Here is a 23,855-nt window from a genome sequence, read left to right as displayed (position 1 = left end):
GCGCTTGACGCCGGTCAGTGGGCTTGCCACTCGACCTTGGAAATGTCGACGCCGTCTTTGAACATGTCCCACAGGGGCGAAAGCTCGCGCAGCTTGGTGACGGCCTCGCAAACCTTCTGCGCTGCGTAGTCGATTTCCTCTTCAGTAGTGAACCGACCGAAGGTGAAACGGATGGAGCTATGCGCCAATTCGTCGTTACGACCCAGGGCACGCAGCACGTACGACGGCTCCAGCGAAGCGGACGTACAGGCGGAGCCAGACGATACCGCCAGATCCTTGAGCGCCATGATCAGCGACTCACCCTCGACGTAGTTGAAGCTGAGGTTCAGATTGTGCGGCACACGGGCGGTCAGGCTACCGTTCACATAAAGCTCTTCGAGATGCTCGACCTGCTTGTAGAAGCGATCACGCAGGGAGCGAACGCGCTCGTTCTCTTGGGCCATTTCGTCTTTCGCAATACGAAAGGCTTCGCCCATGCCGACCAGCTGGTGCGTAGCCAGCGTACCGGAACGCATGCCACGCTCATGGCCACCGCCATGCATCTGTGCCTCAAGGCGGACGCGGGGCTTACGGCGAACATACAGCGCACCCACGCCCTTCGGCCCATAGGTCTTATGAGCAGAGAAGGACATCAGATCGACCTTCATCTTCTCCAGATCGATTTCGACCTTGCCGGTCGACTGCGCCGCATCGACATGGAAAAGAATGCCGCGAGAACGGGTCAGCTCGCCGATGGCGGTGATGTCGTTGATAGTGCCGATCTCGTTGTTCACGTGCATGACCGACACAAGAATAGTGTCGTCGCGCAGCGCAGCTTCGACCATCACTGGCGTGACGATGCCATCCTCGCCCGGTTCGAGATACGTGACCTCGAAGCCTTCGCGCTCGAGCTGGCGAGTGGTATCCAGTACCGCCTTGTGCTCGATCTTGGTGGTGACGATGTGCTTGCCCTTGGACGCATAGAAATGCGCGACGCCCTTGATGGCCAGGTTGTCCGACTCGGTTGCACCGGATGTCCAGACGATTTCACGGGGATCGGCGTTGACCAGCTCAGCAACCTGACGGCGCGCATTCTCCACGGCTTCCTCGGCTTTCCAGCCAAAGGCATGAGAGCGCGACGCCGGATTGCCGAAGTTGCCTTCGTTGGTGAGGCACTCGATCATCTTGGCGGCAACACGCGGATCCACAGGTGTGGTCGCAGAGTAGTCCAGGTAAATCGGCAATTTCATTCAGATATCTCCTATCAGGCAGTCGCCCTGCTCAATCGATGGCGGACGTTTCTATCTTGTCCATATGCGGCGAAGTGCCGCCAGCCTTGCGCATGTCTTGGCGCAGGGCGACCTGCTGCACGTCCTGGCGCTTGACCAGGTCGGCCAGGCTGATGCCGCTAAGGAATTCATGAATCTGCTGGCTGAGGTCACACCACAGATGGTGAGTCAGGCAGGTATCGCCAGAGTGACAGCCGCCCAGACCTTGGCAACGCGTGGCATCGACCGACTCGTTCACAGCGTCGATGACCTGGGCGACCTGAATGCCGGCCATGTCGCGAGAAAGCTGATAGCCGCCGCCGGGCCCTCGCACGCTGGTCACTAGGCTGCCGCGGCGCAGCTTCGCGAAAAGCTGCTCGAGATAGGAAAGGGAAATACCCTGCCGCTCGGAAATATCGGCCAGGGAGACCGGCCCATGCTGCGCATGCAGCGCCAGATCGAGCATGGCGGTCACGGCATAACGGCCTTTGGTGGTTAATCGCATCGGTCTGCACCAAGCATTACGGTTTGGCGCAATTATGCAATTCCCGAGTATTTGAGTCAACTATAAGACCTATTAATTCAGTAGGTCTTTAGTCTGGACCACGCCCGGCCGGAGGCAGCGGGCCGGCATGATACCAGCTGCTGCCAGCCCGCGCACTTCAGGTGCGGGCATCGCCAGCGTCGGACTTCACTTCAACGAAGTCTTCTTCTCGCAGCTCCGGAAGGTCCTTGGCGCAATAATCGCTGCCCAGCGCCTTGAGCGCGCCACACATGCCCTCCAAGCGCTCCTCTACGGCCTGAACATGATCCAGCAACTGCCCAATGGCTCGCGCGACGGGATCGGGCATATCCTCGCTGACGCCATAGGCGTCGAATCCGATCTTCTCGGCAATGGCCTTGCGCTTGGCTTCCTGCTCATCGCTGGATTTGACGATCACCCGCCCCGGAATCCCAACCGCCGTCGCTCCCGGCGGCACTTCACGGGTAACCACCGCATTGGAGCCGATCTTCGCGCCCGCGCCGACGGTGAACGGCCCGAGGATCTTCGCGCCCGCCCCCACGATTACACCGCCTTCAAGCGTCGGATGGCGCTTGCCCTTATTCCAGCTGGTGCCACCGAGTGTCACGCCGTGATAGAGCGTCACGTCATCGCCAATTTCCGCGGTCTCGCCAATGACGATGCCCATCCCGTGATCAATAAAGAATCGCCGGCCAATCCTGGCGCCCGGATGGATCTCGACCCCGGTCAGCCAGCGCCCCAGATTCGAGGACATCCGCGCAAGCCACTTGAATTCATGCACCCACAGCCAATGGGACAGGCGATGAATCCAGATGGCGTGCAGCCCCGGATAACAGGTCAGAACTTCGAACGCATTGCGTGCCGCCGGATCGCGATGGAAAACGCTTTGAATGTCTTCGCGCATGCGTTCGAACATCAATCACTTCTCCGCTTGTGAGGCTCGCCGCGGGCAGCCTTTTGTGTCTCGGTGAGAATACCGCGCAGGATATTCATTTCCAGCTTGCTGATACCGCTGCGCCCGTAGAGCCGACGCAATCGGGGCATCAGATGCCTGGGCTTGGCCGGATCGAGAAAGCCGATATCCACCAGAGCCTGCTCAAGATGACCGAAGTAATTCTCCAGCTCGTCGACAGTCACGGGCTGGGCATCCAGCATCGCCGTGGTTTCCAGTTTTTCGACCTTGGTTGGCCGCCCCTCGGCAGCCAACCAGGCCATGCGCACCTCGTAGGTAAGCACCTGCACGGCCGCAGCGAGATTCAATGAACTGAACTGTGGGTCAGACGGGATATGGACGTGGTACTGACAGCGCTGCAACTCCTCATTGGTCAGCCCCGCGTACTCGCGACCGAATACCAATGCGACTTCGCCGCCCCCTGCAGACTGCTCCACGGAAACCGACGCGCACTCCCGAGGATCGAGCAACGGCCAGGGAATGCGCCGATCACGAGCGCTGGTTCCGAGCACCAGACTGCAACCAGCCAGCGCCTCTTCCAGCGTTGCAACGACCCGTGCACTATCGAGAATGTCGGTTGCACCGGACGCTCTGGCCACGGCGTTGGGACTCGGGAAATCCTCGGGATCGACCAAGACCAGGCGCGAAAGCCCCATGTTCTTCATGGCGCGAGCCGCACCACCGATGTTGCCGGCATGACTGGTATTGACCAGCACGACACGAATGTTCTGCAGCGACACAATAATTCTCTGCTTGAAAGCGAGCAGAAAGCTTACAGGAAGCGGCTCCCGATCCGCCATCTGCCGCCCCCTGCAACCACCACCGTGACGCTACATGCGCCGGCGCTTTCCTGATAGAATTTCGCGCTTTCTTTAACGACCAGGTAATTGATCCATGCAGCCCATGCTGAATATCGCGCTGCGCGCCGCCCGCAGCGCCGGCGAACTGATTGTCCGTTCCACCGATCGCCTGGATGCAATCTCGGTCAACGAGAAAGAAGCGAAGGATTACGTCACCGAAATCGACAAGGCCGCAGAGCAGAGCATCGTCAATGCGCTGCGCAAGGCCTACCCGAATCACGGCATCCTGGGCGAGGAAGGCGGACTGCTCGAAGGCAGCGGGGACGGCGCCGATTACCTGTGGATCATCGACCCGCTGGATGGAACCACCAATTTTGTCCGCGGCATTCCTCACTACGCCGTCAGCATCGCCTGCAAGTACCGCGGGCGCCTGGAACACGCGGTCGTGCTGGACCCGGTACGCCAGGAAGAATTCACCGCCAGCCGCGGCCGCGGCGCCGCCCTGAACGGCCGCCGCCTGCGCGTTAGCGCACGCAAGAGCCTGGACGGCGCACTGCTCGGCACCGGCTTTCCGTTCAAGGATGGCCAGATGGACAACCTGGACAGCTACTTGAAGATGTTCCGCAGCCTGGTCGGCCAGACCTCCGGCCTACGTCGTGCCGGCGCCGCAAGCCTCGACCTGGCTTATGTCGCTGCAGGCCGCTTCGATGCGTTCTGGGAGTTTGGCCTTTCCGAATGGGACATGGCGGCAGGCGCACTGCTGATCCAGGAAGCCGGCGGCTTGGTGAGCGATTTCAGCGGCGGCCATGACTTCCTTGAGAAGGGCCAGATCGTTGCCGGCAACACCAAATGCTTCAAGGCGGTACTGACCACTATCCAGCCGCACCTGACACCTTCTCTCAAGCGCTGAGAACGATAGCGGCATAAAAAAACGCCCCAACGGGGCGTTTTTTTGTTGCTGCACAATCGCTCAACTCACTGCTGCGATAGCGACAACTGTCCATCCTGCACCGGGATCTGGCTACCCGGATCGCGATCCATGCGTACGCGACCCACCTTGCCGGCGAGGTCGTACTTCACGTCGTAGCCGACGATCTTGTCGTGCGAATCGGTTACCGTGCTGCAACGTGTTTCGGTAGTGGTATAGGTGCTGCTGGCCTGCATGCGGCCCTGCACCTGATTGCCTGCATAACCGCCACCGACCGCACCGGCGACCGTCGCAATTTTCTTGCCGGTACCGCCACCAACCTGATTGCCGAGCAGGCCACCAACCACCGCACCCACTGCTGTACCTGCGATGCGATGCTGATCCTGCACTGGTTTCTGCCGAGTCACCGCGACATCCTTGCAAACCTCTCGCGGAGTCCGAATGGTTTCCTTGATCGGCTCCACCGCCAGCACATCGGCGAATTTCGGCCCGCGATCAACCAGACTATAAGTAGCGAAAGCGCCGCCAGCCGTGGCGACCACCACTCCGAGCGCCGTACCGACCAACATGGACTTGTTCACTATGACTTCCTCTTCCTTCGGGCTGCGCCCGTTCCGCAGCCTTGGACTCCTCTAGGCTGCGGAAGTTCGAAGAAGATCAGGGGCGCTCGTCCGCTTCCTCTTCCACCACTGGTGGAATCAGGTCGTCACGGGTGAGCTTCAGCCAGACGAGCAGCATGCCAGCGACATAGATCGACGAGTACGTGCCTGCTCCAACGCCGATCAACAGCGCCAACGAGAAGCCCCACAGATTCTCGCCACCAAAGACCATGAGCGCACCGACAGCCAGCAACGTGGATACCGAAGTTGCCATGGTGCGCAGCAAGGTTTGCGTCGTGGAGATATTGATATTTTCCAGCAGCTCCGCCTTGCGCAGCATGCGGAAGTTTTCGCGGATCCGGTCAAAGATGACGATTGTGTCGTTCAGCGAATAGCCGATAACCGCCAGCACAGCGGCCAGCACAGTGAGATCGAACGATATCTGGAAAAAGGAGAACACCCCGAGAACGACGATCACATCGTGGAACAGCGACAGCACGGCACCGAGACCGAACTTCCACTGAAAGCGAAAGGCCACGTAGACCAGAATACCACCCAGCGCGAGCAGCATGCCCAGGCCACCCTGGTCGCGCAGCTCCTCACCCACCGCAGGCCCGACGAACTCGACTCGCTTGACGCTCACCGAGTTGGCACTGTCAGCGCCGCGCAATGCATCAGCGATGCGCTCTCCCAGCTGAGGATCGTCGCCCGGCATGCGCACCAGCACGTCAGTAGTCGCACCGAAGCTCTGCACTACAGCGTCGCCAAAACCGGATTGCACCAGCTGCCCACGCACCTGCTCGAGTTCAACCGGGCGCTCATAGCCGAGCTCGATCAGTGTACCGCCAGTAAAGTCCAACCCGAAGTTGAGCCCCTTGACCACCAGGCTCGCCAGTGACGCAACGGTCAGCACCACGGTCAGGGCGAAGGCCACATGGCGGACACCCATGAAATTGATTACGCGTTTCATCGTGCTAGCCCCTTAAATCCACAGCTTCTTGAGATCGCGGCCACCGTAGATCAGGTTGACCATGGCGCGCGTCACGATGATTGCGGTAAACATCGACGTCAGGATGCCGATCGAAAGGGTAACCGCGAAGCCCTTGATCGGGCCGGTCCCCATGGCGAACAGGATGCCGCCGACCAGCAGAGTGGTCAGGTTACCGTCGACGATCGCCGAGAAGGCCCGATCGAAGCCTTCATGGATGGCGCGCTGGATCGACATGCCATTGGCGATCTCCTCGCGGATTCGCGAGAAGATCAGCACGTTGGCATCCACCGCCATACCCATGGTCAACACGATACCGGCAATACCCGGAAGGGTCAGCGTGGCATTGAGCATCGACATCAGGGCTGTCAGCACGACCATATTGAACAGCAGCGCAATGGTCGCCAACACACCGAAGAACTTGTAGATCAGCACCATGAAGATGGCGACGAAGAGGAAGCCCCACATGGCTGCCTGGACGCCCAGCTTGATGTTCTCCGCGCCCAGGCTCGGGCCGATGGTGCGCTCTTCTGCGAAGTACATCGGCGCCGCCAGACCACCGGCACGCAGCAGCAACGCCAGCTCTGACGACTCGCCCTGGCCATCGAGGCCGGTGATGCGGAACTGGCTGCCGAGTGGCGACTGGATAGTTGCAAGGCTGATGATCGTCTTTTCTTCCTGGAAGGTCTCGACGCGCACTTCCTGCTCAACACCATCAACCGTCTGCCGCACATAGCGAGTCATCGGCCGCTGCTCGATGAAGATCACGGCCATGCTGCGCCCTACATTGTTGCGCGTGGCGCGATTCATCAGATCGCCGCCGTGGCCATCGAGCCGGATATTCACCTGCGGACGGCCATTCTCGTCGTAGCTGGCCTGGGCGTCGGTCACCTGATCACCTGTAATGATCAGTGTGCGTTCAAGCTGAACCGGCGGGCGGCCCTCTTCGCGGAACTCGAAGGTTTCGGTGGAAGCACGCGATGCATCTGAATCGGCAGCCAGGCGGAACTCAAGGTTCGCCGTCTTGCCGAGGATACGTTTGGCCTCGGCCGTATCCTGCACCCCCGGCAGCTCGACGACGATCCGATTGGCACCTTGACGCTGAACCAACGGCTCAGCCACGCCGAGTTCGTTGACGCGATTACGCACCGTGGTCAGGTTCTGCTTGATCGAGTACTCGCGAATTTCCGCCAGCTTGGCTTCGGTCAGCGTCAGACGCAGCACGTACTGGCCGTTGCGCTCTGCGGACGTCAGCTCGAAGTCGGTAAATTCCTTGCGGATGAGCGATTGGGCGGCATCCAAGGTAGCCTCATCGGCAAAGCCCAACTGCACCGAATCCTTCAGATTCGGCAGACTGCGGTATCGCACACGCTCCTTGCGCAGCAGACTCTTGACCTCACCCTCGGAGACGTTCAGGCGCGTTTCAATTGCCTTGTCCATGTCCACTTCCAGGAGGAAGTGCACACCACCGGAGAGATCCAGACCAAGCTTCATCGGGCTTGCGCCAAGATTGCGCAACCAGTCGGGAGTCGTAGGCGCCAGATTGAGCGCAACTACGTAGGCGTCGCCGAGCGCTCGGCGCACGATATCTTTTGCCGGCAACTGATCATCCTGACGCTCGAGACGCACAAGGCCACCTCGGCCCTGCTCGTCCAGGGACGCAGACTTGACCGCGATACCACCATCCACGAGTGCTTTGCTGATGCGCTCGAGGTCTGCCTCGCCGATCTCCTGCGATGTGCTGGCACCGGTAACCTGAATCGCCGGGTCATCCGGATAGAGGTTGGGAGCAGAGTAAATAAAGGCGATCGCGAGCACTGCCAGAATCAGCAGGTATTTCCAGAGAGGGAATCTATTGAGCATGACGCAGCCCGTTTAATGAACGCGGGGCGCCTTGCGCGCCCCGTCGATATTGAATGAAGTCAGCTCAGATGGCTTTCAGTGTGCCCTTGGGCAACGTTGCGGCGATCGCCACTTTCTGGAACTTCAGCTCAACGTTGTCAGACACCTCGATCACCACGAAGTCATCGGCGACCTTAGTGACCTTGCCAGCGATACCGCCGGAAGTGACCACTTCGTCGCCCTTCTGCAGGCCGGCGATCAGGTTCTTGTGTTCCTTGGCACGCTTGGACTGGGGGCGCCAGATCATCAGGTAGAAGATGACCAGAAAACCGACCAGAAAAACCCACTCGAAACCAGTACCAGCAGGACCAGCAGCAGCCTCCTGGGCATAGGCGGCGGGAATCAGAAAGCTCATGTAGCACTCCTGTTGCAGAAAGGATTGTTTTGTTCTGGCACGTCACGCAAGCGGCGGCGTTGGCAGACCGCGCTTGGCATAAAAGGCGTCGACAAAGGCCGCCAATGTACCCTGTTGAATGGCGTCGCGTAAACCAGCCATAACCCGCTGGTAATGCCGCAGGTTATGGATAGTATTCAACATGCTACCCAGCATTTCGCCGCATTTATCCAGATGATGCAGATAAGCGCGGGAGAAATGTTTGCAGGTGTAACAGTCACAGCTCGGATCCAGCGGAGAATCGTCGTGTTTGTGAACGGCGTTGCGGATCTTGATCACACCGCTATCAACGAAAAGATGCCCATTTCGCGCATTGCGCGTTGGCATCACGCAGTCGAACATATCGACGCCGCGCCGCACACCTTCGACCAAGTCCTCCGGCTTGCCCACCCCCATCAGATAGCGTGGCTTATCCGCTGGCATCTGTGGCGGAAGAAAATCCAGCACACGGATCATCTCTTCCTTCGGCTCGCCAACCGAAAGGCCGCCAATCGCCAGGCCATCAAACCCGATCTCGCAAAGCCCTTCCAGCGAGCGCATGCGCAAAGATTCGTGCATACCGCCCTGAACAATGCCGAACAGCGCAGCCGGACTGTCGCCATGGGCGACCTTCGAGCGCTTGGCCCAGCGCAGCGACAGCTCCATCGAACGCCGCGCCACGTCTTCGTCAGCGGGATAAGGCGTGCATTCATCGAAGATCATCACGATATCCGAGCCCAGGTCACGCTGGACCTGCATCGACTCCTCCGGCCCCATGAAGACTTTTGCGCCATCTACCGGAGAGGCGAAGTAGACGCCCTCCTCCTTGATCTTGCGCATCGCGCCCAGGCTGAACACCTGAAAGCCGCCCGAGTCGGTGAGGATAGGCCCCTGCCACTGCATGAAGTCGTGCAGGTCCCCATGGCGCTTGATCACTTCAGTGCCAGGGCGCAACCAGAGATGGAAGGTGTTGCCCAGAATGATCTGCGCGCCGATCGCCTCGATGTCACGTGGCAGCATGCCTTTGACGGTACCGTAAGTGCCCACTGGCATGAACGCCGGCGTCTCGACGGTGCCGCGCGGAAAGGTCAGACGTCCGCGGCGCGCCTTGCCATCGGTGGCAAGCAACTCGAAGGACATATGGCAGGAGCGAGTCATTGGGTTTCCTCGGGGCCGCGCGGCGCGGGATTGCGGGTGATGAACATGGCATCGCCGTAACTGAAGAAGCGATAACGCTGAGCCACCGCTTCGGCGTAGGCCGCCATGGTCTCCGGATAACCGGCGAAGGCGGAAACCAGCATCAGCAGCGTGGATTCAGGTAGATGGAAATTGGTGACCAGTGCATCCACCACATGAAAGCTCTTGCCTGGGTAGATGAAGATATCGGTGTCGCCACTGAACGGCTTGAGTTCACCATCGCGCGCCGCCGTCTCCAGCGAACGCACGCTGGTAGTACCGACAGCGATCACGCGCCCACCACGGGAGCGACAGGCCGCCACCGCATCGACGACATCCTGGCCGACCTCCAGCCATTCGCGATGCATGTGATGCTCTTCGATACGCTCCACGCGCACCGGCTGAAAGGTGCCGGCGCCAACATGAAGGGTAACGTAGGCCGTTTCCACGCCAGACTCACGCAGCGTCTGCAGCAGCGCCTCATCGAAGTGCAGTCCTGCGGTCGGCGCAGCCACGGCACCGGCGCGCTGCGCGTAGACGGTCTGGTAACGCTCGCGGTCAGCGGCGGCGTCAGGCCTGTCTATATAAGGAGGCAATGGCATGTGCCCGATGCGCTCGAGCAACGGCAGAACATCCTCGTCGAACTCGAGTTCGAACAGCGCATCATGCCGGGCGATCATTTCTGCTTCGCCGCCGCCATCGAGCAGGATCTTCGATCCGGCCTTGGGCGACTTGCTGGAACGGACATGCGCCAGAACGCTGCGATTGCCGACTACCCTTTCGACAAGGATTTCCAGCTTGCCGCCGCTAGCTTTCTGACCGAACAGGCGCGCCGGGATCACCCGGGTATTGTTGAACACCATCAGATCGCCGGGCCGCACATGGTCCAGCAGATCGGCGAAGTTGCGATGCGAGAGCTTTCCCGTTTCGCCTTCGAGCACCAGCAGACGACTGGCGCGCCGCTCCGCCAGGGGATGTCGTGCGATCAGGGCATCGGGCAGCTGGAAGAAAAAATCGGCAACTTGCATGGATCGGAGGTCGGGACGCGGAAAGGGCGCAAATCTTATCCGAAACACGTCGACCTGACCACGCCAAGCGATTGACCACCCCGTCGCGCATCCCTATACTGCGCGCCCACTGTGCCTCGATGGCGGAATCGGTAGACGCAGCGGATTCAAAATCCGCCGTTGGTAACAACGTGAGAGTTCGAGTCTCTCTCGAGGCACCATCAGTGAATCGCTACAACGCAGCCAAGCTGCATGCTTAGCGAAACGGGTAACCGGATCGCATGCAAGTCTAACGCCGTAGCGAAGCTTCAAAGCGCATCAGGCCGCATGCAAGCATCCGGACAATCTGGATCGGCAGCACGGCAAGCAACGTCAGCTACATCGCTTTCCCTCAGACTGACACTCGATATCGATGCAGTCGACTCGTGGCACTGCCTCTCTCGCAACAGCGAATAAGGCGAGTCAAAGCCACGTCAAAAAGCGCCAAATGGCGCCGCCTGGACAGGCAAATTCTATGGCTCCGAGGGGTTGGCATTCCCTGGCGAGTTATCGTAGAGTGTGCCCACTGTGTTTGCATGGGTCGCTGTTGATTCGTGACCTGGTGCAGTAGATCTTCAGATCCGCTACTCCGCTCGACTCTCTTACTCCTTGCAACCAGTTCCAGCTTCCTGCTCTGCAGGGGCAATTCTACTTTTGAGTTTCAAGGATACAAAGACATGTCGAATCGTCAGAACGGTACCGTCAAGTGGTTTAACGACGAGAAAGGTTTTGGTTTCATCACTCCCGAGAGCGGTCCGGATCTGTTCGTGCACTTCCGCGCGATCGAAGGCAACGGCTTCAAGAGCCTGAAAGAAGGGCAGAAAGTCAGTTTCGTCGCAGTGCAAGGTCAAAAGGGCATGCAGGCAGACCAGGTTCAGATCCTGGGCTAAGCCTCTCCGAAAAGCCCCTGATGGCAACATCAGGGGCTTTTTTATGCGCGCAATTCCGTAGAATGCGCCGCCCACCTCTTTGATCGAGACACCCAATGCGCAGACACCTGCTCAGCCCGCAGGGCCAGTTTCCCGCCGCCGGCCTGGTACGCCGGCTTGCTGCAATGTTTTATGACAGCCTGCTGTGCATCGCCTTGATGATGGTAGTGACACTGCTCTATCAGCAAGTGCTGCTGCGCCTGCTCTACGGCAGTGAACAACTGCAGCAGCTCGCGGATGCCGGCCGCCTGGACATCGACCCCCTGCTCTCGACTCTGCTGCTGTTCAGCCTGTTCGGCTTTTTCGCCAAGTTTTGGACCCACAGCGGCCAAACGCTGGGCATGCAGGTCTGGGGCATCCGGATCCAGAATGCAGACGGAACCGCCATCGATCTTTGGCAGGCGCTTCTGCGTTTTCTGATCGCACTGGTTTCGCTGCTGTGCCTGGGCATGGGTTATTGGTGGATGCTGCTCGACAAACAGAACCGCACTTGGCACGACATGTACTCGGAGAGCCAGGCCGTTCAGCTACCGAAGAACATTCACAAGAAGTGACTTTGCTCTGCGCACCGAGCCAACACTGACCCAAACCTTGTCGACAGCGCCTCCGGCGGTTCGCGCCGGAGGCACCCGTCATCCCGCCCGACGCAGCAACCAGGCACCGATGAGTGCACAGATGCCCGCTGGCAGCACCACCGCAAGCAACGGCGAGAAGCCGAACACCTGGCTAGCCGGCCCGAGCAAATCCTGAATAATGCGGAACACGAAGCCGACCACTACGCCGGTAAAGATGCGCTGACCAAGCGTGACCGAGCGCAGTGGCCCGAAGATGAACGAGATCGCCAGCAGCACCAGCGCAACGGTGACGGCCGGCTGCAGCACCTTGGTCCAGAACGCCAGCCAGTAACGACCGTTGTTCAGCCCCTGCTCACCCAGGTAGTGGATATAGCGCCACAAGCCGGTGATTGATAGCGCTTCCGGCTCCATCACCACCGTCCCGAGTAGCTGCGGCGTCAGCTGAACATCCCAGCGTTCCTGCGGCGTGCGCACCACCTCGGTGTGATCGCCGCGAAAATGGGTGGTCGAGATATTCTCGAGCAGCCAGTGATCAGCCTGATAGCTGGCGCGACGGGCAAAACTGGACGACAGCAAGCGGCGCTCGTCATCGAAGCGATAACGTGTCACCCCCACCAGCATGCCGCCGGGCTGCACGGCGTTGACGTGCACAAACTCGTTCTCCTGCCGGTGCCACAGGCCGCGCTTGCTGCTCTGCGCCTCGCCTGCGCCCTGCGCCAGGGAGCGCCGCGCCTGGGCGATGTCCTCGGACGCTGGCGCAACGTACTCACCGATCAGAATGCCGGCAATGAGCAGCACCAGCATCGGCTTCATCACCGCCACCACGATGCGCCCCAGCGAGACACCAGCCGCGCGCATGATGGTCAGCTCGCTGCTGCTGGCAAGCGTGCCAAGACCGATCAAACAACCGATCAGCGCCGCCATAGGCAGCATTTCATACAGACGCCGAGGCGACGTCAGCAGTACGTACTGCAGGGCATCGCCCAGCCCGTAGCTGCCTTCTACATCACTCAATTCATCGATGAACGCGAATAGCAGAGCCAGACCCACGATGATGCCGAGGACAGTCAGAATCGCGAGAAAGACATGGACTCCGATGTAGCGATCCAGCTTAACCACGAGCCACCTCCCGCTGCGCAATGCTCTTCTTCATCCGCAGCCTGATCGGCTCCCAGTAAAGCATCAACAGGCCTATCGCCAGGAACAGCCCGTGCACCCACCAAAGGCCCAGCGCCATCGGGATTCGCCCCTTGTCCAGCGCACCGCGCACGGCGATCAGCAACGCAAGGTAGGTCATGTACAGAAGGATCGCCGGCAGCAGCTTGAGAAAACGCCCCTGCCGCGGATTCACCTTGGCCAGCGGCACCGCGAGCACGGTAACGACGAACACCAGCAACGGCAATGAGAAGCGCCACTGCAGCTCGGTGCGATGACGGATGTTGTCGCTGCCGAGCAGCTCCCGAGTCGGCAGCGCCTCACGTTCGCTCAGCTCCATGTTCACCTCCGGCTTGGGAAGCAGCACGCCATAGGTGTCGTACTGGATGGCGCGGTAACCGGCCTGCCCCGGGTTGCCGTCATAACGATAGCCGTTTTCCAGAATCAGATAGCGACTGCCATCGGGCTGGACTTCCTGCCGTCCGCTCTCGGCAACCAGCACCGACAGCCCGCTTTCCTTTCCGGTCTGACGCGAGACATTGGTTTCGGAGATGAACACCCCGCCGAGCTCGCTGCGGTCAGCCGACAGTTCGCGGGTGTAGGTTACCCGTGAACCGCCGCGCAACGTCTGAAAGCGCCCCGGCACCAGCGTGTCGAACTCGGTCAGGGAGTCCTGCTGATTGAGGATACGGTCCACCTCGGCGATGCCCTGCGGCGCCAACCCCAGGCTCAGCCAGCCCACCACGACCGCCACCAGGGCGGCGGGCGCCAGGCTGTAGACCAGCAGCCGGCGCTGGCTCATGCCCGTGGCCGAAAGCACCGTCATTTCGCTTTCCAGATAGAGGCGCCCGTAGGCCAGCAGAATGCCGAGAAACAGTCCGAGCGGTAGGATGAGCTGCAGAAAGCCGGGCAGACGAAAGCCCATGATCAGCAACAGCACCCCTGGGTCGAGCAGTCCCTGCGCAGCCTGCGCCAGATACTTGATGAAACGGCCACTCATGATGATTACCAGCAGCACGGCACTGACCGCGCTCATGGTGACCAGCAGCTCTCGGGACAGGTAACGAAAGACGATCAAACCAGACACTCCAGGGTTGTCAGGCTCTGGCGGCAACGCTCAAACTAGCCGCCAGTTGCCGGCCCGCCGGAGCGGGCCGTTGGAAATTGGGTAATGACGCACCGAGCGGACGCGGACCCCCGCGCCGAAACAATCGCGGAAGCATCGACGATTGCAACGTTTCTAGCCTAGCGCAGTCGTTAGCAACGACCGAACAGGCGAACCACCGGAAAAATAAGCCCGGCATTATCCTGCAAACCCGACTCTTTGTCTTGGGGACACCACGTCATGGAATTTGTTGTCAAAAGCGCCAAAGCCTCCACCCAGAAGACCGCCACCCTGGTTCTGCCGCTCGGCGATGACTGCCTTCTCGGCAGCGTCGCGCAGAACGTAGACAGCACCAGCGGCGGCGCGCTCAGCACTGCGCTCAAGCGTGGCGACATCCAGGGCAAAGCGGGTCAGACCCTGCTGTTGCATGGCCTGCCCGGCCTCAAGGCTGAGCGCGTACTGCTGGTCGGGATCGGCAAGGTCGACGAACTGGACAACCGCCAGTGGCGCAAGATCGCCAATGCCGCACTTGCCGCAATCAAGGGTCTCGGCGGTGCCGATGCGGCCTTCGCCATGCAGGATGTTCAGATCAAAGGCCGCGACAATTACGGCCGCACTCGCCTGCTGGTGGAAATCCTTGCCGACGGCCAGTACGTGTTCGATCGCTTCAAGAGCAAGAAAGCCGACCCGCGCGCTCTGCAGAAGATCATCCTCCTGTGTGACAAGAGCGAGCAGCCCGACGTGGAACGCGCGACCCGCGAAGCCTCGGCGATCGCCAGTGGCATGGCCTTCACCCGCGACCTCGGCAACCTGCCACCGAACGTCTGCCACCCGACCTACATCGCCGAACAGGCAAAGCAGATGAGCAAGGCCTACAAGGGCCTGAAGGTCGACGTGCTCGACGAGAAGAAGCTGCGCGATCTCGGCGCCGGCGCCTTCCTCGCGGTTTCCCAGGGTAGCGACCAGCCCGGCTGCATCATCGTCATGCAGTACAACGGCGGCAAGAAGGGCGAGCAGCCGTATGCCCTGGTGGGCAAAGGCATCACCTTCGATACCGGTGGCATCAGCCTCAAGCCGGGCCAGGGCATGGACGAGATGAAGTACGACATGGGCGGAGCCGCCAGCGTACTCGGCACACTCAAGGCCGTGCTGGAGCTGCAGCTGCCGATCAACCTGGTCTGCCTGCTGGCCTGTGCCGAGAACATGCCCAGCGGCGGCGCCACCCGTCCGGGCGACATCGTCACTACCATGAGCGGCCAGACCGTGGAAATCCTCAACACCGATGCCGAGGGCCGTTTGGTGCTGTGCGATGCGCTGACCTACGCCGAACGCTTCGAACCGCGCGCGGTGATCGACGTGGCCACGCTGACCGGTGCCTGCATCGTCGCCTTGGGCAGCAACACTTCCGGTCTGCTGGGCAACAACGACGCCCTGGTGCAGCAACTGCTGCAGGCTGGCGAGAACGCTGCCGACCGCGCCTGGCAGCTGCCGCTGTTCGACGAATACCAGGAACAGCTGGACAGTCCATTCGCCGATATCGCCAACATCGGCGGCCCCAAAGCAGGCACCATCACGGCTGCCTGCTTCCTCTCGCGCTTCACCAAGAAGTTCGCCTGGGCGCACCTGGATATCGCCGGCACCGCCTGGACCAGCGGCGGCAAGGAAAAAGGCGCCACCGGCCGGCCCGTGCCGCTGTTGACCCAGTACCTGCTGGACCGGGTCAACTGAGATGCACCTGGCCGTCGCGCCTGATCCCTCGGGCCGGAGCCGCCTTGCGCTGCCCGGCCAGAGCGGAGCACGCCCATGACGCGGATCGAATTCTACGTCCTGCCCGACGCCAACCCGACCGGCCGCCTGCGGGCGGCCTGTCAGTTGGCGGCCAAGGGCTGGCAACACGGCATGCAGGTATTCATTCGCTGCGTCGATGAAACGCAGTCGAGCGAAGTCGACGAGCTACTCTGGGACTTTCGCGCCGAGCGCTTCATTCCCCACGAGCAGCACGTCGACGACCCGAAGGCCCCGGTGGTGATCGGTGTCGACCAGGCACCTCAATTCACGCAGGGCCTCTTGATCAACCTGGCATCGACGCTTTCGTCGCACATCGACCAGTTCAGCCGGGTCATCGAGATCGTCAACCAGGAACCGCAACTGCTGACCGCCTGCCGGGAGAATTTCCGCCTGTATCGACGCCAGGGCTATGATCCGAAACGGGTCGAGCTTTAAGACCAACCATTCGACAGCAAGGGAAAACCCCTGGCAGCCGCCGGGATGCTCAAGCCCCGGAAACTTCTGAGATGACACCGAAAGCCCCGAACAAACCCGCCGAACTGCTGAGCGATCTCGAGTCCATCCGCGCCCTGCTCGGTGACGATTTTCCAGACGAGGCTCCGGCCGCGCTGGACCCGGACAGCATTCCGCTGCTGTCCGATATCGTCGAGCCAGCGCCTGCCGTTCCGGCCGCGAGCGCCAGCGACGACGAGCCGCGGGAAACCAGCGTGCGCAGCGCGTTTCGCTCCCTGGCCGAACGGCACATCGACCACGAACTGCGCACCGCGGCCAATCTGATCCTGCAGGAAGTGATCGACGACTTCGTGCCGCAGATCGAGGCGGAACTCAAGCGTCGCCTCGAGAGCCGAATCGAGCGCCTGGTACGCACGCCCCCGCCTCGCTCCTGAGTCATCCGCGACAATGCGCAGTTAATAAGCACGGCCGCGAAATCTCGCGGCCGTTTGCCTTTATACTTGCCCGTTTTTCCGACCAGCCGTTTTAAGGGTCCCGCCGCATGGACAAGACCTACCAGCCGCACGCCATCGAGACTTCCTGGTACCAGACCTGGGAATCGAACAACTATTTCGCCCCGCAAGGTTCCGGCGAGCCCTACACCATCATGATCCCGCCGCCGAACGTCACCGGCAGCCTGCACATGGGTCACGGCTTCAACAACGCCATCATGGATGCATTGATCCGCTGGCGCCGCATGCAGGGCCGCAACACCCTGTGGCAGCCAGGTACAGACCATGCTGGTATCGCCACGCAGATGGTGGTCGAGCGCCAGCTCGGCGCGCAGGGCGTTTCGCGTCATGACCTTGGACGCGAGAAGTTTCTCGAGAAGGTCTGGCAGTGGAAGGAAGAGTCCGGCGGCACCATTACCCGGCAGATCCGTCGCCTGGGCTCCTCGGTGGACTGGTCGCGCGAGCGCTTCACCATGGACGATGGCCTGTCCGAGGCGGTCAAGGAAGCCTTCGTTCGCCTGCACGAGGACGGCCTGATCTATCGCGGCAAGCGCCTGGTCAACTGGGACACCAAGCTGCACACCGCGATCTCAGACCTCGAAGTCGAGAACCATGACGAGAAAGGTCATCTCTGGCACCTGCGTTATCCACTGGCCGACGGCTGCAAGACTGCAGACGGCCTGGATTACCTGGTGGTCGCCACTACCCGTCCGGAAACCATGCTCGGTGACGCCGCCATCGCCGTGCACCCGGAGGACGAGCGCTACAAGAGCCTGATCGGCCGTCACGTCATGCTGCCGCTGGTCAACCGCCTGATCCCGATCGTCGCCGACGACTACGTCGACCTCGAGTTCGGTACCGGCTGCGTGAAGATCACCCCGGCGCATGACTTCAACGACTACGAGGTTGGCAAGCGTCATCACTTGCCGCTGATCAATATCTTCGACCGCAACGCCGCGGTGCTCGCCAAGGCCCAGGTGTTCAACATCGACGGGACGCCGAACGACAAGATCGATGCCAACCTGCCGGACGGCTACGCGCACATGGACCGCTTCGATGCGCGCAAGGCCATCGTCGCCGAGTTCGACGCCATGAGCCTGCTGGAAAAGATCGACGACCACGCGCTGAAAGTCCCCCGAGGTGATCGCTCGGGCACCATCATCGAGCCGTGGCTGACCGACCAGTGGTACGTTTCCACCAAACCGCTGGCCGAGAAGGCCATCGCCGCCGTCGAAAGCGGCGAGATCCAGTTCGTGCCCAAGCAGTACGAGAACATGTACTTCAGCTGGATGCGCGACATCCAGGACTGGTGCATCAGCCGTCAGCTCTGGTGGGGCCATCGCATTCCTGCGTGGTACGACGAAGCCGGCAACGTCTACGTTGGCCGCGATGAAGTCGAGGTACGCAGCAAGTACAACCTCTGCAACAACGTCGAACTGCGTCAGGACGAGGACGTGCTGGACACCTGGTTCAGCTCCGGCCTGTGGACCTTTTCCACACTCGGCTGGCCGCAGCAGACCGAGTTCCTGAAGACCTTCCACCCCACCGACGTGCTGGTCACAGGCTTCGACATCATCTTCTTCTGGGTCGCCCGGATGATCATGCTGTCCACTCACCTGACCGGGCAGATTCCGTTCAAGACCGTCTACGTGCACGGTCTGGTACGCGATGGTCAGGGGCAGAAGATGTCCAAGTCCAAGGGCAACGTGCTCGACCCGCTGGACATCGTCGATGGCATCACCCTCGATGAACTGCTGACCAAGCGCACCAGCGGCATGATGCAGCCCAAGCTGGCCGAGAAGATCGCCAAGCAGACCCGCGCCGAGTTCCCCGAAGGCATCGCCAGCTACGGCACCGACGCCCTGCGCTTCACCTTCTGCTCGCTGGCCTCAACCGGCCGCGACATCAAGTTCGACATGGGCCGCGTCGAGGGTTACCGCAACTTCTGCAACAAGATCTGGAACGCCGCCAACTTCGTCTTCGAGAACACCGAGGGCAAGGACACGGGGGTCAACGGCGAGCCCGTCGAGCTCTCGTCGGTGGATCGCTGGATCATCTCCGCGTTGCAGCGTACCGAAAGCGAAGTGAATCGACAGCTGGAGGCGTTCCGCTTCGACCTGGCCGCTCAAGTGCTGTACGAGTTCATCTGGGACGAGTACTGCGCCTGGTACCTGGAGCTGGTCAAGCCGCTGCTGTGGGACGAGACCGCAAGCGCCGAACGCCAGCGCGGTACCCGCCGCACCTTGGTGCGCGTTCTGGAAACCGCGCTGCGCCTGGCGCATCCGTTCATGCCGTTCATTACCGAGGAAATCTGGCAGCGCGTCGCGCCGCTCGCCGGCAAGTCCGGTCCAACGCTGATGCTGCAGCCGTGGCCGGAGTTCAACCCGGAGCGTATCGACGAAGCCGCCGAAGGCGATATCGAGTGGCTCAAGGCCTTCATGCTGGGCATCCGCCAGATCCGCGGCGAGATGAACATCTCCATGGCCAAGCGCATCGACGTGGTGCTGGGCAACGCCTCGGCTACCGATCAACGCCGCCTGACCGACAACGAGCCGCTGCTGAAGAAACTGGCCAAGCTGGAAAGCGTGCGCCTGCTCAACGACGGCGAAGAAGCACCGCTGTCGGCCATCGCGCTGGTGGGTGACATGCAGGTGCTTGTGCCGATGGCTGGCCTGATCGACAAGGATGCCGAACTGGCTCGCCTGGACAAGGAACTCGCCCGGCTGGACGGCGAGGTCAAGCGCGTCGGCGGAAAGCTGTCGAACGCCGGTTTCGTCGACAAGGCACCCGCCGAGGTGATCGACAAGGAACGCGCCAAACTGGCCGAGGCCGAACAGGCCAAAGCCAGGCTGCAGGAGCAGCGCGACCGCATCGCCACGCTCTGATCAGGACGCGGTAAACGCAAAAGGCCAGCCCGAAAGGTGCTGGCCTTTTTGCTTAAGGAGGTCATCTTGATTGATGACAAGTTATTACCGGCAACGCTGATACACTATGCCGCACATGAAACACCCCTTTTCAAACTGGCAGGCCGTTAAAGCCAAGACGAACAGCTCGACGATGTGAAATGAGCCCCCTGCTGCGAAGCGCAATGCCCCACGTATTTCGCCGAACGCGCAACCGTCTCCCAGGGCAGTCCACCGCCCCGATTTGTTTCACCTCGCTAGCGAATCGTTCCCCTGCCAGCCGCTGAGGCTGCGTCGACACACCCGCATGCCCGGCAAGGTTCCTCAAGATGGAGTCCCTCCGATGTATGCACTCATGGCTGTCGTGTTCGTCATAGGCTATCTATGCATAGCCTTTGAACATCCCCTGAAGATAGACAAGGCCGCTGCCGCGATCCTGACCGCGGTTGTGACCTGGACCATTCTGGTGCTGGGCGCCGACCAGATACTTCCGCTGCTGCAACCCGGCAGCCACAACCCCGGGGACTCCTCGGCGGTGGTGGTCGAATCGCTGCGTCATCAACTGGGAGAAGTCTCGGAGATTCTCTTCTTCCTGCTCGGCGCGATGACCATCGTCGAGCTGATCGACTCCCACGAAGGTTTCAAGGTAATCACCGACCGCATCCAGACCCGCAAGCGCGTGCACTTGCTGTGGATCATCGGCTTCCTCACCTTCTTCCTCTCCGCAGCACTGGACAACCTGACCACCACCATCGTCATGGTCTCGCTGCTGCGCAAGCTCATCCGCGGCCGTCCCGAGCGCTGGTTGTTCGTCGGCGTCGTGGTAATCGCCGCCAACGCCGGTGGTGCCTGGTCGCCGATCGGTGACGTGACCACCACCATGCTCTGGATCGGTAACCAGATCAGCGCTTCCGGCGTGATCACCGGTCTGTTCCTGCCAAGCCTGGTGTGCCTGCTGGTGCCGCTGATCATTCTCAGCTTCCGTCTGCGCGGCGAGGCACCACGCCCACGTCCTCGTGCTCACCTGGCCGAGAAGCACCCACCGACCACCACCGTATTCGAGCGCAATCTGGTACTCGGTCTTGGCCTCGCTGCCCTGCTCTTCGTCCCGGTGTTTAAGACCGTGACCCACCTGCCGCCTTACATGGGCATCCTCTTCGGCCTCGGCGTGCTCTGGGTGACCACCGAGTTCATCCACCGCAACAAGAATGCCGAAGACAAGCACCCGCTTTCGGTAGTCGGCGTTCTGCGCAAGGTGGACACCCCCAGCGTGCTGTTCTTCCTCGGCATTCTGCTGGCCGTATCCAGTCTCGCTACCGCGGGCCACCTGACCCAGGTCGCGACCGCCCTGCGCGAATCGCTCGGCCACATCTACCCGATCACCTACGCCATCGGCCTGCTTTCGGCCGTGGTCGACAACGTGCCGCTGGTGGCCGGTGCGATGAAGATGTATCCGTTGGTCAGCCCTGCCGTACTGGCTTCTGCCAGCCCCGAGGAGACCAGCTGGCTGTCGCAGTTCGTCGTCGATGGCAACTTCTGGGAGATGCTCGCTTTCTGCGCCGGTACCGGCGGCAGCACCTTGATCATTGGCTCGGCAGCGGGCGTCGCGGCGATGGGCATGGAGAAGATCAGCTTCACCTGGTACGTCAAGCGCGTCAGCTTGCTGGCCTTCCTCGGTTACACTGCGGGCGCCGCGACCTACATCGGCATGCTCGCCCTGCGCTAAACCGCAGCGAGCCTGGCCAGGTCGCTGCCCCCACAGACGACCTGGCCAGGGACCTTCCATGACCGTCAGCAAGACCAAAACCAGTTTCTATCGCCGACTCTACGTCGCCTGGCTGATCGACAGCGGCACCGCCTGTAGTGTCCCTGCACTGATGGCCGCGACCGGCATGCCGCGGCGCACCGCCCAGGACACCCTTGCCGCGCTCGCGGAGCTGGACATCGACTGCAGCTTCGAGCAGGACGACGGCGAACGCCACAATGCCGGCCACTACGCCATCCGCGACTGGGGTGCCATCGACAAGGGCTGGATCGAGCGCAACCTGCCGCGTATCAAATCCATTCTCGAATATCCCTGATCGACCATGAGTGGCGACCTGCTGCTGGTTCTCGGCCTGCTCACCGGTTGCATCGGCCTGTTCGCGCTGAACAAGCCACGCATGGACGTGGTGGCGGTACTGGCCATGGTCGCGCTGCCGCTCACTGGTGTGCTCAGCGTGCAGGAGGCACTGGCCGGTTTCAGCGATCCGAGCGTGGTGCTGATCGCCACCCTGTTCGTCATCGGCGACGGCCTGGTGCGCACCGGCATCGCCTATCGCCTGGGCGACTGGCTGATGCGTACCGCCGGCAGCAGCGAGACCCGCTTGCTGATTCTGCTGATGCTGGCCGTCGCGGCGCTCGGCTCGGTGATGAGTTCGACCGGCGTGGTGGCGATCTTCATTCCCGTGGTGCTCGGCATCGCCAATCGCATGAAGGTCTCGCCACGGCGGCTGATGATGCCGCTGGCGTTCGCCGGCCTGATCAGCGGCATGCTGACGCTGGTGGCGACGCCGCCGAACCTGGTGATCAACAGCGAACTGCGCCGCGCCGGGCTCGACGGCTTCTCCTTCTTCGATTTCACCCCCATCGGCCTGGCGATTCTGCTGCTCGGCGTCGGCTATATGCTGCTGGCGCGCCGCTGGCTGGGCAGCGACAAGCGCAGCGAAACGACAGAACATCGCCATACGCTGGCGGATCTGGCGCGGGAGTATCGACTGGAAGAACGCGAGCGGCGACTGCGGGTGATGCCGGGATCGATTCTCGCCAACCAGGCGCTGGACGAGCTGAAGCTGCGAACTCAGTACGGCATCAACGTGATCGCCGTCGAGCGCCATGACCGCTTTCGCAACCTTCTGCTGATCGCGACGGGCAATACCGAACTGTTCGTCGGCGATGTGCTGCTGGTCGATCTGGCCAGCCCGGCCATCGGCCTGCTCGGCGCCTATCAGGAGCTGGGCCTCGAACCCCTGCAACTCAGCACCTCCTACTATTCGGTGCACGGTCGCGAGCTGGGGCTGGCGGAAGTGGCGCTGCCACCGGATTCGCGCCTACCGGGCAAGACCATCCAGCAACTGGGTTTTCGCAGCCGGCACAAGCTCAACGTGGTCGGTCTGCGCCGCAATCGCCAAGCCCTGCAGGGGCTGCTGGTGGATGAAAAGCTCAAGCCAGCCGATACGCTGCTGGTGGCCGGCAGCTGGAAGCATATTCACCGTCTGCAGGGCATGAGCCGCGACTTCCTCGTGCTGAGCCTGCCGGCCGAGGTGGACGACGTGGCGCACGCGGCCAACCAGGCACCGTTCGCGCTGCTCGGGCTGGCGGTGATGGTGACATTGATGGTCAGCGGCCTGGTGCCCAACGTGCTGGCGGCGCTGATTGGCTGCCTAGTCATGGGCCTGTTCCGCTGCATCGACATGGACAGCGCCTACAAGGCGATTCACTGGCAAAGCCTGGTGCTGATCGTCGGCATGCTGCCGTTCGCCTTGGCGTTGCAGAAGACCGGCGGCATCGCCCTGGCGACATCGGGGCTGGTCGGCCTGCTCGGCGATGCCGGACCGCATGCCTTGCTCGCCTGCCTGTTTCTGCTGACCGCAGTGATCGGGCTGTTCATCTCCAACACGGCGACGGCTGTGCTGATGGCACCCGTTGCGCTGTCCACCGCCGAGCAGCTGGGCGCCTCGCCCTATCCGTTCGCCATGATCGTCGCGCTGGCCGCCTCCGCCGCGTTCATGACGCCGATTTCCTCGCCGGTGAACACCCTGGTGCTCGGTCCTGGGCAATACCGCTTCGCCGACTTCGTCCGAGTTGGCGTGCCTTTTACCGCGCTGGTCATGATCGTCTCGGTGCTGCTGGTGCCGCTGCTGTTTCCGCTATGAATGCCGGC

The 23,855-nt window shown here is 61.5% G+C and carries 22 protein-coding genes and 1 tRNA gene; 11 read left to right on the top strand and 12 right to left on the bottom strand.

Annotation, left to right across the window (positions count from 1 at the left end; translation table 11 throughout):
* Nucleotides 1-14 precede the first annotated feature (14 nt).
* The 4 genes from LW136_RS05990 to trmJ all read right to left on the bottom strand — a co-directional run bounded on the left by LW136_RS05990 (nt 15) and on the right by trmJ (nt 3,522).
* Complete coding sequence (locus LW136_RS05990; protein WP_041013195.1) at nt 15-1,229, bottom strand: IscS subfamily cysteine desulfurase; 1,215 nt, start codon at nt 1,227-1,229, stop codon at nt 15-17.
* Between the two features lie 31 nt (nt 1,230-1,260).
* Nucleotides 1,261-1,752: a Fe-S cluster assembly transcriptional regulator IscR gene (iscR, locus tag LW136_RS05985; protein ID WP_014819461.1), complete on the bottom strand. Its 492-nt coding sequence runs from the start codon at nt 1,750-1,752 to the stop codon at nt 1,261-1,263.
* A 157-nt stretch (nt 1,753-1,909) separates the two neighbouring features.
* A complete protein-coding gene (cysE, locus tag LW136_RS05980; RefSeq protein WP_041013194.1) occupies nt 1,910-2,686 on the bottom strand; it encodes a serine O-acetyltransferase in 777 nt (258 codons plus the stop codon).
* Nucleotides 2,686-3,522, bottom strand: coding sequence for a tRNA (cytosine(32)/uridine(32)-2'-O)-methyltransferase TrmJ (gene trmJ / locus LW136_RS05975; protein WP_234174757.1), 837 nt, complete (start codon nt 3,520-3,522; stop codon nt 2,686-2,688). Before trmJ ends, cysE begins: the two co-directional genes overlap by 1 nt.
* A gap of 94 nt (nt 3,523-3,616) precedes the next feature.
* Between trmJ and suhB the strand changes: the two genes are divergently transcribed.
* Nucleotides 3,617-4,432, top strand: coding sequence for a type III secretion system regulator SuhB (gene suhB, locus LW136_RS05970; RefSeq protein WP_023446554.1), 816 nt, complete (start codon nt 3,617-3,619; stop codon nt 4,430-4,432).
* A 65-nt stretch (nt 4,433-4,497) separates the two neighbouring features.
* On the opposite strand, the gene LW136_RS05965 is transcribed toward suhB, so the two are convergent.
* From LW136_RS05965 to queA, 6 genes are all read right to left on the bottom strand, one after another.
* Complete coding sequence (locus LW136_RS05965; protein ID WP_014819457.1) at nt 4,498-5,031, bottom strand: glycine zipper 2TM domain-containing protein; 534 nt, start codon at nt 5,029-5,031, stop codon at nt 4,498-4,500.
* Nucleotides 5,032-5,107: 76 nt separating this feature from the next.
* The gene (secF, locus tag LW136_RS05960) at nt 5,108-6,019 is read right to left on the bottom strand and encodes a protein translocase subunit SecF (protein ID WP_041013192.1); all 912 of its coding nucleotides are present in this window, start codon (nt 6,017-6,019) and stop codon (nt 5,108-5,110) included.
* Nucleotides 6,020-6,031: 12 nt separating this feature from the next.
* Complete coding sequence (secD, locus tag LW136_RS05955; RefSeq protein WP_041013191.1) at nt 6,032-7,900, bottom strand: protein translocase subunit SecD; 1,869 nt, start codon at nt 7,898-7,900, stop codon at nt 6,032-6,034.
* Nucleotides 7,901-7,964: 64 nt separating this feature from the next.
* Complete coding sequence (gene yajC, locus LW136_RS05950; RefSeq protein WP_003296020.1) at nt 7,965-8,294, bottom strand: preprotein translocase subunit YajC; 330 nt, start codon at nt 8,292-8,294, stop codon at nt 7,965-7,967.
* Between the two features lie 42 nt (nt 8,295-8,336).
* Nucleotides 8,337-9,452 (bottom strand): tRNA guanosine(34) transglycosylase Tgt, encoded by a 1,116-nt coding sequence (gene tgt, locus LW136_RS05945; RefSeq protein ID WP_023444168.1) that lies wholly within the window; start codon nt 9,450-9,452, stop codon nt 8,337-8,339.
* A gap of 14 nt (nt 9,453-9,466) precedes the next feature.
* Entirely contained in the window at nt 9,467-10,516 is a 1,050-nt protein-coding gene (queA, locus tag LW136_RS05940) for a tRNA preQ1(34) S-adenosylmethionine ribosyltransferase-isomerase QueA (RefSeq protein ID WP_041013189.1), read from the bottom strand.
* A 113-nt stretch (nt 10,517-10,629) separates the two neighbouring features.
* On the opposite strand from queA, the gene LW136_RS05935 reads away from it, so the two are divergent.
* The 3 genes from LW136_RS05935 (at nt 10,630) to LW136_RS05925 (ending at nt 12,017) form a co-directional block, all read left to right on the top strand.
* Nucleotides 10,630-10,716 (top strand) — tRNA-Leu (locus tag LW136_RS05935).
* Between the two features lie 495 nt (nt 10,717-11,211).
* Nucleotides 11,212-11,424 (top strand): cold-shock protein, encoded by a 213-nt coding sequence (locus tag LW136_RS05930; protein ID WP_003298189.1) that lies wholly within the window; start codon nt 11,212-11,214, stop codon nt 11,422-11,424.
* 95 nt (nt 11,425-11,519) lie between these two features.
* Nucleotides 11,520-12,017, top strand: a complete 498-nt coding sequence (locus tag LW136_RS05925; protein WP_014819452.1) for an RDD family protein — start codon at nt 11,520-11,522, stop codon at nt 12,015-12,017.
* A gap of 78 nt (nt 12,018-12,095) precedes the next feature.
* Here LW136_RS05925 and lptG read toward each other — a convergent pair whose 3' ends face one another.
* Together lptG and lptF are read right to left on the bottom strand one after the other, a co-directional pair.
* Nucleotides 12,096-13,157, bottom strand: coding sequence for an LPS export ABC transporter permease LptG (gene lptG, locus LW136_RS05920; protein ID WP_041013188.1), 1,062 nt, complete (start codon nt 13,155-13,157; stop codon nt 12,096-12,098).
* Nucleotides 13,150-14,271: an LPS export ABC transporter permease LptF gene (lptF, locus tag LW136_RS05915; protein ID WP_041013187.1), complete on the bottom strand. Its 1,122-nt coding sequence runs from the start codon at nt 14,269-14,271 to the stop codon at nt 13,150-13,152. Before lptF ends, lptG begins: the two co-directional genes overlap by 8 nt.
* 267 nt (nt 14,272-14,538) lie before the next feature.
* Between lptF and LW136_RS05910 the strand changes: the two genes are divergently transcribed.
* From LW136_RS05910 to LW136_RS05880, 7 genes are all read left to right on the top strand, one after another.
* Nucleotides 14,539-16,026, top strand: a complete 1,488-nt coding sequence (locus tag LW136_RS05910; RefSeq protein WP_041013186.1) for a leucyl aminopeptidase — start codon at nt 14,539-14,541, stop codon at nt 16,024-16,026.
* Between the two features lie 75 nt (nt 16,027-16,101).
* Nucleotides 16,102-16,521 carry a DNA polymerase III subunit chi gene (locus LW136_RS05905; protein WP_023444164.1) on the top strand — a complete coding sequence of 140 codons (420 nt, stop codon included), beginning with the start codon at nt 16,102-16,104 and terminating at the stop codon, nt 16,519-16,521.
* Nucleotides 16,522-16,592: 71 nt separating this feature from the next.
* Complete coding sequence (locus LW136_RS05900; RefSeq protein WP_041013185.1) at nt 16,593-16,973, top strand: hypothetical protein; 381 nt, start codon at nt 16,593-16,595, stop codon at nt 16,971-16,973.
* Nucleotides 16,974-17,080: 107 nt separating this feature from the next.
* Nucleotides 17,081-19,915: a valine--tRNA ligase gene (locus LW136_RS05895; RefSeq protein WP_041013184.1), complete on the top strand. Its 2,835-nt coding sequence runs from the start codon at nt 17,081-17,083 to the stop codon at nt 19,913-19,915.
* A gap of 361 nt (nt 19,916-20,276) precedes the next feature.
* A complete protein-coding gene (gene nhaD, locus LW136_RS05890) occupies nt 20,277-21,659 on the top strand; it encodes a sodium:proton antiporter NhaD (protein WP_234174756.1) in 1,383 nt (460 codons plus the stop codon).
* A gap of 58 nt (nt 21,660-21,717) precedes the next feature.
* A complete protein-coding gene (locus LW136_RS05885; RefSeq protein ID WP_014819444.1) occupies nt 21,718-22,014 on the top strand; it encodes a winged helix-turn-helix domain-containing protein in 297 nt (98 codons plus the stop codon).
* A 6-nt stretch (nt 22,015-22,020) separates the two neighbouring features.
* Complete coding sequence (locus tag LW136_RS05880) at nt 22,021-23,847, top strand: SLC13 family permease (RefSeq protein ID WP_041013182.1); 1,827 nt, start codon at nt 22,021-22,023, stop codon at nt 23,845-23,847.
* Nucleotides 23,848-23,855 lie beyond the last annotated feature (8 nt).

It is taken from the genome of Stutzerimonas kunmingensis, from assembly GCF_021432085.1.
In the GTDB taxonomy this organism is placed as follows: domain Bacteria; phylum Pseudomonadota; class Gammaproteobacteria; order Pseudomonadales; family Pseudomonadaceae; genus Stutzerimonas.
The sequence above is the reverse complement of the archived record's forward strand: the minus strand, read 5'-3'. Positions and strand labels throughout refer to the sequence as shown.